The organism is Roseimicrobium gellanilyticum, assembly GCF_003315205.1.
GTDB classification, from domain to species: Bacteria; Verrucomicrobiota; Verrucomicrobiia; order Verrucomicrobiales; family Verrucomicrobiaceae; genus Roseimicrobium; species Roseimicrobium gellanilyticum.
Map to the genome: position 1 here is coordinate 219,835 of NZ_QNRR01000004.1, position 12,067 is coordinate 231,901.

Genomic DNA, 12,067 nt, shown 5'->3' on the forward strand with positions numbered 1-12,067 from the left:
ACCGCGACCAGCGGTCGCGGCCACAGCTGCGGCCTGAACCATCCGCCACGGCAGTAAGTCTTGGTACCACTGTGGCTGCGACCGCTGGTCGCGGTGCGGCAAGTCACCCCTGATCCAAGGCCACGACTTGGTTTAAACCGCCCTAGTCGGAAACTTTCCTCCAGCGTTGTTCCAAGCGGGGGTGAAGTTCCCTTTGCGGCTTCGCTTCGCTGCGTTTCAGCTCACGCAGTGTGTGCTGCCGCAGTGTCTTCGCTCTTGCTGCCTTCAGTCTTGCCATTGCCTTTGCCGAGGAAACTTCCCACCACCGCCCCGAGGACGGCACAGCCGAGGCTGGTGAGGATGGCGGGGGTGACGAAGGCGATGGTCTTCTGCCACTGGGCGGCCTCGAAGCTGTTCCACGTGTCCATGTTGTTGATGAGCTTCAGCAGGTAGTTGCCGAGTCCCTGGAACACATTCACGGCGCCGCCCTGGGTGAAGTCGGTGCGCACGCTTTCGGGTTGCACCCAAAAGCTCAAGGCGATGCCGGCCACACCACCAGCAACTGCGAGATGGCGCGCGCGGAGCTTCGGCAGCCAGTTCACCACGCAGGCGATGAGGAAGGGGATGTTCACCAGGAAGATGAAGCAGAGCATTTCGTTGTTCAGGAACGCCACGCCGCCCATGAGGCGATCGATGGAGCGGTGCATGACGATGAGGGACACGCCGATGAGAAAGCCAAGCAGGCGGTTCCCGATGGCGAAGATGCAGAAGAACTCCAGGAAGAGGCCGCTGCCAAAGAAGAGTGTGGCCAGCGTGGGATTATCCAGCATCCAGATGGCCTCGGGTGGATTCCCCGCGAAGGCAGGATCCAGCTCATTCAGGTAGCTCTGGCGCTGTGTCTTCAGCATGTCCATGGCCACGTATTTCGAGTTGGAGAGCCACATGCCGTTGCTCTTGTCCAGCTTCGTGAAGACGGAGATGAAGTACATGCCGGTGAGGATCACCTGGGACTGAACCAGCATCCATGCACTCAGACGCTCGCTCGGTGGAGTGATGGCCAGCTTGTGCCGGACGCTGTACCAGATCACGCAGAAGGCCTGGATGATGAGCGTGCATGTAACGATCTGATTGCCGTGATGATTGAACCCTTGGGACGCATACAGCGTGAAGGGCAGCAGGTGCATGATGGCGAGCACGGGTGTCACCACCACAAGCGCATAGCCGCTCACGTACACGGCGAGCAGCGCGATGAAGATGCCCTTGTAGAGAGCCCATGTTTCCGGATTGGCGAGCCAGGTGAGGTAGGGACCCTCACCGAACCAGTGCAGGATGGTGAGCAATCCCTTCGGATGCGGTTCGCCTGTATAGGTGACCTGCGAGCGGATGGTGAAGATGAGGAAGGCGGCAAAGAGCAGCCGCAGCAGGAAGCCCTCCACAGGGGAGACCTTGGGGAGCTGATGGAAACCGGAGAAAAGCTTGCGCCACATGGAGCGGGAGAGGGACAAGGAGTAAGGGGCAGGGGACAAGGAGGGCTACTCCTGGCCGATGAGGGTGGGTGTTTCGACGACCTCGCGGTTCTCGTAGGTGAGGTAGTTTTTCACAAGCCGGAGCTTCGCGGGCAGGGCCGCGGTCTGGCCTTTTTGCTTCGCCTCGTCACGCAGGTAGGCGAACATTTCCATGGCGATGGTCTGCTGGTGCTCGGGCTTCAGGTCCACTGCCTTCACATCCAGTTCCTTGGCGAGTTTTTCTGACTTCGTCCGGTAGATTTTGCCGATTTTCGGGCAGGTCACGCCGGTGAGAGTTTGAATCGCCACCGGCTTGCCCTCGCCGTCCGTAACCATATAGTATGGGCGTTCCGGGCTCGGATTGGAATACATGGGATAGTTGGAGATGGGATAGTTCTCCTCCAACTGCAGTGAAACCAGTGTGTAGATGGCCAGGGTCGTGAGCGGACTGATTTTGATGAACTTCCAAATGAGAGGCCAAAGATTTGTCCCGTCCTTAGACGGGGGGGTAAGGGGTAGGGATTCTGCGCTCATCACGGTCACAAAGACTGGGTTTGCTACCAGCTTAAAAAGAGTACCACAAGGCACAGATTGCGGAAGAAACAGCGTATTTTGATTGTCCTAACCTTTTCACTTTGTTAAAATATTTACAATTCATGCAGGAATCCTTCATGAAGGGCATCACCAAACTCCTGACTTTCAAGCTGTCGCCAGTGCGACACGGGGTGATGCTCGCCAGTTGTTTGGCGGTTGGCCTCAGTGGGAGCTTGAGGGGGGAAGCTCAGGAACTCGTCATTCCCGCCTCGGCATCGGTGGCTGCTACCGCGCCGTCTGCGGCGTCGGCCCAAGCTCCAGCGCCGGATTCCCCGGCTGCGATTGCCCCCGCCACCGCGGCTGCGGCACCGAGCCCGGCGGCTGCTCCTTCTCCCGCTCTCGTGCAGACGCCCGCGACCAAGCCTGCTCAAGCGCAGGATGAAGAATTTGTCCTGCAATCCGCCACTCTCGTCATGGGACCCAAGGCCGAGCCCCGCCGTGTGCGCCAGCCAGTGCATGAGTACTTTACCGTCTTCGATCCACAGGCAGGCGGCAGGCAGAGCATTGAGCAGAAGGTGAACCCTTTCGTGGCCTACACCAACTTGGGCACGGACTTCGGCTTCATCGGAACCGGTCAGGAAGGCATCGGGTATGAAACGGGCATGGTGAGCATCACCATGCCACCGGACAAGTGGGGTGGCATGTGGCACAGCCTCGCGGGCCTCGGCAGTGATCTGGACTACGTGCTGGACTTCCGCGCCTGCTATCCGCCGTACATCGCGGCGAGGTATCAACCCAAGGTGGTGGGCCTGGAACTGCGTGCCAAGGGGAAGGGGACCTTCAAGGTGGAGATCAAAGGCGCCGACCAGAAGACACTGTGGGAGAAAGTGTTCGTCGTGGACTCGCCGGACATGCGCACCTTTGTGGAGGCGCTGAATGCCGAGGAGATTGGCCATGCGAAATTCTTGAACTGGGTGGCTGAGGGGGGCGCGGACGGCCTGCTGGACTCCGTGGCGTTCATTCTGGAGACACCGGCGATTCCCTTCGATGAATACGTCTTCCTCGCGAGCTATGCGAAGCTGGCCCGCTGCTTCAGCATGCGCACCGCCTATGTGAAGGACCGCGCGCACATCCGCGATGGCTACTTCGACAATGTGCCGGCGTGCGGCCTCTTTGCCCTGGGTACGGCGCTCGCTGCGAAGCGCGGCATGGTGAGTGACCGCTTTGCCGAGGATCTGGCGGAGCGTATCGAGGATAATATCTCCCATCTCGACACGGCACGCGGTCTGCTGCCGCACTTTGTGAAGCGGCACCAGGATGGACGCTACGGCATTCTGCCTGGCACAGAGTACAGCACGGTGGACACGGCCATCTACTACCACAGCATGCTGCTGGCGGCAGAGATCCTGGGCCACACGGAACTGAAGGCGCGGATCACGGCGGCGGTCCGCTCCATAGGACTGGATGACATCATGCTGGATTCCGAGGGGTATGTGCGCCATGGCGTGCGCGAGGACAAGGTGACACCACTGCGCGCTGTGTGGCGCGACTGGGGTGGTGAGACCGCGCTGGTGCTGGCCATGGGCGCCATGAATGCGAAGCCGCCGCCCTTCCGCATGGCCTCCAGTGGCCGGGTGTATGATGGCACCGGTTTCATTGCGGAGATCCAGAGCCTTTTCTATCCGGACTTCGATGATCCCACGCCGGACTCGCTGACGAAGCAGAACTGGCCTGCCGCACGCAAGACACTGCTGCAGCGGCAGAAGGAGTATTTCCCCAAGAACTGGCCGGACAGCGAGGCTGCGCATCGGGGCTTTTACGGCCTCTCTGCCGGTGAGGCGCGCCGCGGCATGGGCTATCTGGTCGCGGGTGTGGAGCTGACCGGCATGTCCGTGATACATCCGCACTACGTGCTCATGTCCGCCTCCAGCGCGGAGAATTCGGCCGAGGTGTATGATGTGCTGCGTCGCATGGAGGAGTCCCACCTCTTTCCCCCGTGGGGTATGGTGGAGCACTTCACGAAGGATGTGGATGAATACCTGCCCATGCTCGGTGCGCTGAATGCGAGCTTCGAGTGTATCAGCTCCTATCATCTCATGATGCGCAGTCGTGGCACCAAGGATGAGCTTTATGATGCCTGCCTGCGCAATGCGGACCTGCGGAAGGGTGCGAGCATCTTCTACCCCTCATCCTCAGGAGTCACTTCCTTCGCCGAGAGCAACCTGGGCAGTCCATCAGGCGAGCCGTAGATGTGCGTGCCATCTTGCGAGACGAGCGCATCCTCGCTTTCCGGGATGCCATGCGCCTTCTTCTCCTCCGCCGTGGCCGCACGCAGCGGCTGCTTCGTGGCAGGGCAACGGAGCAGGGCGAGGACTTCAGGCGGCGTGGGCATGGGTGCGGAGGATGGGGGAACAAGGTGTAACGCAAAGCAGCGAACCAGCAAGAGAACTGATGGAGGGTAGGCCGGAAGGCCTGACCTCCGATGGGTTCCTCTGCTGCTTGGCTGCTTTGCGTTAAAAACCTCGCCCTGAGCCTTCATTCCATGATCCCCTTTTGCATCCGCGCGACGGTCCGATACAATGGGCCCAATGGAAATTGCCGCCCAGTACCGTGCGCTGAAGAAGGAAGGCCGTCTGCAGGAGGCGCTGCTGCTGGCTCGGCGGGAGATGGCCTCGCTGGAGCCAAATGCGATTTCACAGCTTGGGAAGATGCTGCAGAGGGATCTGTGCACGGGGAGGCAGGACTCGGCTGAGATTGCGACGGGTGCCTCCACGGTAAAGCCCTTGCGAGTCTTCGTCGCAGGGCAGTGCACCACCACGTATCTGCTGCCCATGCTCGTGGCATGGGCGTGGGCGGATGGCATGCATGTGCAGGTGAGTGATGCGGAGTACGATCAGGTGGTACAGTCGCTCATGGCTCTGAAGGTGGAGGATGCGCCCGATGTCATTGTGGTGCTCCCGTGGAACCAGCGGTTGCTTGCGCATGATTCGCGCAGTTCGGCGCAGCGCATTGAGGACGAGGTGGCGTTTCTCCAGCAGTGCTGGGCGCAGGTGGCGCGGCTGAAGTGCAAACTCGTGCAGGTGTCCTATGACTGGATGGGCGTGGGTGCGCTGGGGTATGGCCTCTCCTCACGGCATGATCACGAGGGGGATGTGTCCCTCATCCAGCGCGTGAATGCCTCCCTGCGTGCAGCCCTGCCGGCGGGCACGTATCTGGTGGACCTGAAGCATATCAGCTCCTGGCATGGGAAGTCACGCTTCTACGACGAGCGGAACTATCACTGGCTGAAGCAGCCTTTCTCACCGGAAGGGCTCTCCGTGATGGCACGGCATATCGCAGCAGGCATCCGCGTGCTCACCGCCGGGCGCAAGAAGGTGCTCGTGCTCGATCTCGATAACACCCTGTGGGGCGGCGTGGTGGGTGAACTGGGCGCGCATGGCGTTGCGACCGCCGCAGGCTCGACCGAGGGCGAGGCGTTCCTCGCGTTTCAAAAACATGTGAAGCAGCTCCGGAAGTCCGGCGTGCTGCTCGCGGTGTGCTCGAAGAATAACGACGCGGATGCGCGCGAGCCTTTTGAGAAGAATCCGCACATCGTACTGCGCATGGAGGACTTTGCGGCCTTCCACGCTTCCTGGGATACGAAGCCGGAGCGCCTGCGCCAGATCGCACTCGAGCTGAACCTGGGGCTGGATAGCTTCGTCTTCTTCGATGACAATCCGGTGGAGCGCGCGCATGTGCGTGCGGAACTGCCGGAGGTGCTGGTGCCTGAAGTGCCTGCGGATCCCTCTCTGTATGTGCGTGTGCTGCAGGAGACGCTCGCGTTTGAAGCGGTGGGACTCACGAGCGCGGATGCAGAGCGCGCGGCGCAGTACACAGCAGAGAACTCGCGGAAGCAGTCTCTGGGCGTCGCGGCCTCGCCGGAGGAGTATCTCGCTTCCTTGGAAATGGGCGCAGAGATCCTACCCATCAGTGCGGAGAACATCGATCGTGTGGTGGACCTCATCACGAAGACGAACCAGTTCAACCTCACCACGCGCAGGCATTCGCGCGCGAAGGTGGAGGAGATGGCGGGCACGCCGGGTGCGGTGTGCTTTGCCGTGCAACTGGCCGACAGATTCGGCGATTACGGCATCATCTCCGTGGTGCTCTCTGTGCCGGATGAAGACTCTACCGCAGGAGAAGCGCTACGCCTTGATACCTGGCTCATGAGCTGCCGCGCCATGGGTCGCACCGTGGAGCACCTGGTGATGAATCACCTCGTGGAGCGTGCCACTGCGGCCGGATATGTGCAGCTGCTGGGCGAGTACCTGCCCACGCCGAAGAATACGCCAGTAAAGGCGCTGCTCCCGGGCTTCGGATTCCACACGGATGCGGCGGCGGGTCGTGGAGAAAGCTGGCACTCTTTGAGCTTGACTACGGCCCCGGTCCAGAGCACGCAAGTCCGTCTCCTGATCACGGAGAACGCCTGACGCAACCTTTTGCTCATGACGCCAGTCATCACCACACTCGCACCCCCGTGAAGACGCGGGCGCCGCAGAAAGACCGCGGTGCCCGGCTCCATGATAGGTACAGCCTGCCCTGAAGAAGGGGCCGGCTGGTGTGAGTCATCCCCGCCATGCCGGGGAGTTAGTGAGTGTGAATGTGCCTTCGCTGACCGTGCTGCGTCATGCTGTTCAATTCGTTCGACTACGTTCTCTTTTTCCCGCTCGTCTTCGCCTTGTACTGGGCGGTGCCGTTTCGCGCGCAGCAGGCGCTGCTGCTGGTGGCGAGCTATCTCTTCTATGGATGGTGGGGCTTCTTTGAGCCCAAGCTGAGCGGTTGGGAGAAGGTGCTGCCTCTGGTGCTGCTCGCAGTCTCCACCATCTTCACGCATGTGTGTGCGAAGGCGGTGTATGCGCTGCCGGAGGAGTCGAGGCGGAGACGCATCTGGTTCTGGATAGGTGTGGCGGCGAATATCGGGATGCTCGGCTACTTCAAATACCGCGGCTTCTTCCTGGAGAATGTGAATGCGCTGGGTGCGCAGTTTGGGTGGACCACCACGCCTGTGGTCATGCAATTCATCCTACCCGCGGGTATCAGCTTCTACACGTTTCAAGGTCTCTCGTATCTGATCGATGTCGATGGCGGCTCGCAGAAGCCAGCGGAGAAGGTGTGGGACTTCGCGCTCTTCCACGCGTTCTTCCCGCAGCTCGTGGCAGGCCCGATTGAACGCAGCCGCAATCTGCTGCCGCAGCTCACGGCACCGCGTACGCTCACGCCCGAGCAGCTCTGGAGCGGGCTGCAGCTCATCATCATTGGCTATGTGAAGAAGGTGGCGATTGCCGATGCCATCGCGCCGATGACGCGTGAGGCCTTTTCGAATCCGGCCTCACAGACAGGTGTGGGGCTCATGCTGGCGCTGTATCTCTTTGCCCTGCAGATCTACGGCGATTTCTCCGGGTATAGTGACATTGCCCGCGGCTGTGCACGCCTGCTCGGAGTGAATCTCATGGTGAACTTCCGCCAGCCATACTTCGCGCGGAACATCACCGAGTTCTGGGAGCGCTGGCACATCTCGCTCTCCACGTGGCTGAGGGACTATGTCTTCGTACCGCTATGCCGCCAGTTCCGCGGGAAGAAATGGCTCAACTTCAATCTCTTCCTCACCATGCTCATCTCCGGCATCTGGCATGGGGCCTCGTGGAACTTCGTCATGTGGGGTGTGGTGCTGGGCCTCATGCTCGTGGCGCATAAGCTGTGGTCCGGGCCGAAGGCGAGCAAGCATCCACATCGCCCGAAGAATGCGCGTGAGTGGCTGGTGCAGGTCAGCGGCATGGTGCTCACCTTCCACTGCGTGTGCCTCACGCTCATCTTCGTGAAGACGGCGTCACTCGCGCATGCGTGGGCATTCATCACCGGAATTTTCAGAGGCGGTGCCATCGCACCGGACATCATGGCGCTGTGGTATGTGGTCTTCTATGGGCTCGTAGTCCTCTTCCTCGACTTCCCCTGCTGGTGGCGGGATCGCGAGCTGCCTGTGGCGGACACGGCTTCACCGTGGAGACGTGGCGTGACCTATGGTGGACTGCTGTTGCTGCTGGCTTTCCTTGGCGAGATGGAAGGGGTGTCGTTTGTGTATTTCCAGTTTTGAGGACGCCTGCTTCACTTTCATGGTCACCTTTGCTCAGCCGAATGCAGTCTAGTCTCCACACAGCACGACGCTCCCACAAAAACGATGCGGTAGGGATGCGCTCCTGCGCGTCCGTAGATGGCGGGCGGAGGCGGTGCGCATCTATGGCGTTGCAGGGTGTTTTGCATCGCAGCACTCCTCCTCCGCCCACATTATTGAGGGACGCGCAGGAGCGCATTTCTACCGTCCATTTTTTAGAGAATGGTGAGCGCCGCAGATGCGCGAAATTACGGCGCTTCCTTTCTGAACACGGGCTTCTTTTTATTCGCATTGGATCCAACTGCTGATGACTCCTGATACATCATCTTCCACGACCCCAATTCCCTTCCGCATCCACCGCTGGTTCGGCAAATCTGCGTGGATCACACTCGCAGTCTTCATCCTGGGACGACTCGCGCTGGAGCCCCTTCGCGCACTCCCCATGTATGACATCCGGGGCATGGATGCGTATGGAGCGGTGGAGAATTTCCAACTCCGCAAGCAGGACACGCCGGTGAAGATTGGCTTCTTTGGCACGAGCCAGAGTGTGTGGGGGGTGATCTCAGATGAAGCCGCACGCATGTGGGGCGTGCCTGAGAGGGAGGTGCGGAATCTCTCCATCGAAGGTGGCACGCCGTTTGGTATGTGGTCCTTAATCCGGCGCAATGAGGAACTGCTCTCCGGGCTGCGCGTGGCCATTGTGGAGGTGAATCCCTTTGTCTTGCGCCAGAGCCTGGATGCGGACCAGCGCGTGCGGGCGAATCTGGCCCAGCATGCCACGCTCTATGAACGCATCCAAGTGCGCCCGCGCAGTGAACGCATGGGCCACCTGGTGGAGTGGCTGCTCCCGGTGCGCTCGGTGCGGCGCTCGCTCTACACGGCGACGTTGAATGTCATCGATCCGGCGCCGGGGAATCCCATTTATCCCTGGCCGGAGAAACGGGTCACTCCCATGGCGGACTGGAAGGCGGAGAACGCGATGGCGCACACGGAAAAAGGGCGCAAGCTCATCGCCCCCGAGCTCGCGGCGAAGCGGGTGCTGGGACATTGGAAGCTCTCTGCCTTGCAGGATCATGCCTTCCGCAAAAGCCTGGAGTGGTTCCACGCGCATGGCGTGAAGGTGATCTTCCACGAGCTACCGGTGCACCCGGAGGTGTACGCGGCGATGCATGACGACCCGGACTTCCGAAGCGGAAATGCGGCCTTCCTCCGCTATGTGGACTCCTTGAAGCCCGCTCCCGTCGCGTGCATCCTCACGCCGAATCCTGCCATGTGCCGCCTCGCTGCGGAACACATGGCCGACCGCACGCACTGCAATGAACTCGGCGCGCGCATCTATTCACGCTACCTCGCGGAAAAGCTGAAGTGGGATGTGGTGGAGTAGCGACCGTCACCTCAAGGCGAGCGATCTCATCAGGGGGTAGTCGATGACCCCGGTGACGGGAAGTCCATACCGCACCTGGTAGCGACGAATGGCGCTGCGGCTTTGCGGACCGATGATTCCATCGATATTGCCGTAGTAGTAGCCTCTTCGTGCCAATGCAATCTGCACGTCGGAGGCCAGCGTGGGCCGGTTGTAGTAGGAGTAGCTGACGGCGGGCCGGTAGTACGGGCGGTAACCGTATCCATAACCATAGCCGTACGGCTCATAGTATGCAGGTCGATAGTAGGCCGGACGGAAGAGCGGGTACGACCAGAACAGCCCCGGGCTGAAGCCAATGGCCCAGCTTGATCCGCCGTGGTAATGTCCGCCACCGTAGCAGCCGCCGCGATGACCGGCCTGAAGTGGGGAATAACTTGTGATCAGAGCCAGCGCTACTCCGACCGATAGTGAAAGGATTCGTTTCATGGCATCCTCCCTTGTCCTTGAAGTCAGGTGTTTTTTGACCCGCTTAAGCAGGTCCTGTTCAAGGGAAGGTCGGGGCGTTGCGGCGGTGCGCAAGCCCTTTTTCCCAGCTCCGAGCATGGCGCTCAGGCACAGGAAATTGGCGGGTGCGTGAGGTATGCATGGGTTCGTGTGTCGCTTCGCGACTGAGCTTCTCAGGTTTAGCCGGCACCGTCACTTGTGCCTTCGCCCCTGTTGCCTGGCGCTTTCATCGTTCTTCACTTACCCACGTTCGCCTTCAGCACGAGGGCGGAGCTGTCGGGGAGGAACTCGACGGCGCCGACGTGCTTCAGCACTTCGGCCACGTCCGTGTTGTTCTTGGAGACAGCGAGCCAGGGGATGGTTTGCAACTGGCCGATGAAGCCGGGGCTCACGGTCTTGCCGGGGACTTCCACGGTATCGAGATACACATCGAAGTTTCCGCCATCCACTCTTGGCAGGAAGCTGGCACTCCCTACGAGGAAGCGATCTGGGGCCTTGCTGAGGGGGAGGTTGTTCATCTGCCATCGGATGTTCGCCAGAAGGCGGCCAGCCTTGCCATCCATCGCCGTGAAATGCACCACGTTGCGATAGTCGTAGTCGCCAATCTTCTTTTCCCCGGCGAGCGCGATCACTTGATTCAGGTCTTCGAGCGAGAGCGTGAGGGTGGCGGGCTTGTCTTTCTTCGCCTCTTCGCTGAAGGCATCGATCTTCTTCTGCAACGCCTCGCGTGTGGCATCGGTGAGCACGCTGGCCGCCAGGGAGGGGGCATCATGCACGGTGAAGGAGGCAATTTCCTTGTCCTGCTTGTACCCGCTGTAGAGCATCCATCCCACAATGCCACCGAACGTGAGCGCGGCGATGATCATGATGGCGCATCCGTAAAAGGGATTCGAGCCGCTGACGGGTTCTTTGACGACGGACATGGGGAGGCGTGGGGAGGGGCAGTTCTGATCCGCTGTGATGGGGTGCAGGTCAAGGGGAATGGTCATTGGTCAGTAGTCAGTAGTCAGTAGTCAGTAGTCAGTAGTCAGTAGCTCTCGAAGAATGCAGTTGGTCATTGGCTGCACCTCGCGGGTGCCGACCAATGACCAATGACCAATGACCAGTGACCAGTGACCAGTGACCAGTGACCAGTGACCAGTGACCAGTGACTGATGACCAGTGACTGATGACTAATGACAATCCCTTATGCAGCAAACCCACCATCCGCGAGCAAACTCGCACCCGTGATGTAGCTGGCTTCCGGGCTCGCGAGGAAGGCAACGAAGTTCGCAATCTCCTCTGTATGTCCATAACGCTGGAGGGCCAGGAGAGGGATGAGCGTTTTGGCGAAATCCGTGTCCGCAGGATTCATGTCCGTGTCGATTGGGCCGGGCTGCACATTGTTCACCGTGATGCCACGAGCACCGAGGTCACGGGCTGCGCCTTTGGTGAAGCCTTCGAGGGCAGACTTGCTCATCGCGTAGACGGAGCCACCGAGGAAAGGCATGCGGTCGCTGTTCGTGCTGCCGATGTGGATGATGCGGCCATGGTCCCGCATGTGGCGCGCGGCTTCTTGCGTGGCGATGAAAACGCCGCGCACATTGACGCCGATGACCTTTTCGAAGTCGGCCATCGCAAACTCCGTGATGGGTGCCATGGCAGCGACGCCAGCGTTGTTGACGAGGATGTCGAGGCGGCCAAACGCACCAACGGTCTTCGCGACGGAGAGGCGCACGGCTTCTTCATTCGCGGCATCGGCCTGGATGGCGATGGCTTTGCCACCTGCCGCTTCGATGTCCTTCACCACGGCATCTGCCTTGTCTGGTGAGGAGGTGTAGGTGATGGCAACGCTCGCACCATCAGCCGCGAGGCGTTTCGCAATCGCCGCGCCGATGCTGCGGGAGCCGCCAGTGACAAGAGCGACCTTGCCGGTGAGTTTCTTGGTAGTGATATTCGTGTTCGTGCTCATGATGTTCTTTCTTGTTTCTCCTGTCTTGGCATTGAAACAGAGGTAACCGCGAAGCTGGAATCGGCCCAATACCATGATCCTTG

At 60.4% G+C, this 12,067-nt stretch carries 10 protein-coding genes; 4 read left to right on the forward strand and 6 right to left on the reverse strand.

Translation table 11 applies throughout. From position 1 onward, the window contains the following. Positions 1–221: 221 nt before the first annotated feature. The gene (locus DES53_RS13410; RefSeq protein ID WP_147263392.1) at positions 222–1,484 is read right to left on the reverse strand and encodes a hypothetical protein; all 1,263 of its coding nucleotides are present in this window, start codon (positions 1,482–1,484) and stop codon (positions 222–224) included. Between the two features lie 27 nt (positions 1,485–1,511). Further along, positions 1,512–2,018 carry a hypothetical protein gene (locus tag DES53_RS13415; protein ID WP_113958783.1) on the reverse strand — a complete coding sequence of 169 codons (507 nt, stop codon included), beginning with the start codon at positions 2,016–2,018 and terminating at the stop codon, positions 1,512–1,514. A 122-nt stretch (positions 2,019–2,140) separates the two neighbouring features. Between DES53_RS13415 and DES53_RS13420 the strand changes: the two genes are divergently transcribed. Continuing rightward, positions 2,141–4,267, forward strand: a complete 2,127-nt coding sequence (locus tag DES53_RS13420; RefSeq protein WP_113958784.1) for a hypothetical protein — start codon at positions 2,141–2,143, stop codon at positions 4,265–4,267. Here the strand turns inward: DES53_RS13420 and DES53_RS13425 are convergent. Then, the gene (locus tag DES53_RS13425) at positions 4,198–4,410 is read right to left on the reverse strand and encodes a hypothetical protein (protein ID WP_113958785.1); all 213 of its coding nucleotides are present in this window, start codon (positions 4,408–4,410) and stop codon (positions 4,198–4,200) included. The two genes, DES53_RS13420 and DES53_RS13425, sit on opposite strands and share 70 nt — an antisense overlap. Positions 4,411–4,606: 196 nt before the next feature. Between DES53_RS13425 and DES53_RS13430 the strand changes: the two genes are divergently transcribed. The 3 genes from DES53_RS13430 to DES53_RS13440 all read left to right on the forward strand — a co-directional run bounded on the left by DES53_RS13430 (position 4,607) and on the right by DES53_RS13440 (position 9,550). After that, on the forward strand, positions 4,607–6,487 hold the full coding sequence (locus DES53_RS13430) for an HAD-IIIC family phosphatase (protein ID WP_170157089.1): 1,881 nt from the start codon (positions 4,607–4,609) through the stop codon (positions 6,485–6,487). A gap of 197 nt (positions 6,488–6,684) precedes the next feature. Beyond that, positions 6,685–8,148, forward strand: coding sequence for an MBOAT family O-acyltransferase (locus DES53_RS13435; RefSeq protein WP_113958787.1), 1,464 nt, complete (start codon positions 6,685–6,687; stop codon positions 8,146–8,148). 325 nt (positions 8,149–8,473) lie between these two features. Continuing rightward, a complete protein-coding gene (locus tag DES53_RS13440) occupies positions 8,474–9,550 on the forward strand; it encodes a hypothetical protein (protein WP_113958788.1) in 1,077 nt (358 codons plus the stop codon). A 6-nt stretch (positions 9,551–9,556) separates the two neighbouring features. On the opposite strand, the gene DES53_RS33490 is transcribed toward DES53_RS13440, so the two are convergent. From DES53_RS33490 to DES53_RS13460, 3 genes are all read right to left on the reverse strand, one after another. After that, positions 9,557–10,015 (reverse strand): peptidoglycan-binding domain-containing protein, encoded by a 459-nt coding sequence (locus DES53_RS33490; protein WP_211325538.1) that lies wholly within the window; start codon positions 10,013–10,015, stop codon positions 9,557–9,559. A 254-nt stretch (positions 10,016–10,269) separates the two neighbouring features. Beyond that, positions 10,270–10,956, reverse strand: a complete 687-nt coding sequence (locus DES53_RS13450) for a hypothetical protein (RefSeq protein ID WP_170157090.1) — start codon at positions 10,954–10,956, stop codon at positions 10,270–10,272. A gap of 263 nt (positions 10,957–11,219) precedes the next feature. After that, entirely contained in the window at positions 11,220–11,966 is a 747-nt protein-coding gene (locus tag DES53_RS13460) for an SDR family oxidoreductase (RefSeq protein ID WP_113959074.1), read from the reverse strand. Positions 11,967–12,067: the final 101 nt, after the last annotated feature.

Coding starts and splice junctions, on each gene's coding strand:
- DES53_RS13430 (WP_170157089.1), top strand. CDS start 4,607: ATGGAAATTGCCGCCCAGTACCGTGCGCTGAAGAAGGAAGGCCGTCTG.
- DES53_RS33490 (WP_211325538.1), bottom strand. CDS start 10,015: ATGAAACGAATCCTTTCACTATCGGTCGGAGTAGCGCTGGCTCTGATC.
- DES53_RS13420 (WP_113958784.1), top strand. CDS start 2,141: ATGCAGGAATCCTTCATGAAGGGCATCACCAAACTCCTGACTTTCAAG.
- DES53_RS13415 (WP_113958783.1), bottom strand. CDS start 2,018: ATGAGCGCAGAATCCCTACCCCTTACCCCCCCGTCTAAGGACGGGACA.
- DES53_RS13440 (WP_113958788.1), top strand. CDS start 8,474: ATGACTCCTGATACATCATCTTCCACGACCCCAATTCCCTTCCGCATC.
- DES53_RS13450 (WP_170157090.1), bottom strand. CDS start 10,956: ATGTCCGTCGTCAAAGAACCCGTCAGCGGCTCGAATCCCTTTTACGGA.
- DES53_RS13425 (WP_113958785.1), bottom strand. CDS start 4,410: ATGCCCACGCCGCCTGAAGTCCTCGCCCTGCTCCGTTGCCCTGCCACG.
- DES53_RS13435 (WP_113958787.1), top strand. CDS start 6,685: ATGCTGTTCAATTCGTTCGACTACGTTCTCTTTTTCCCGCTCGTCTTC.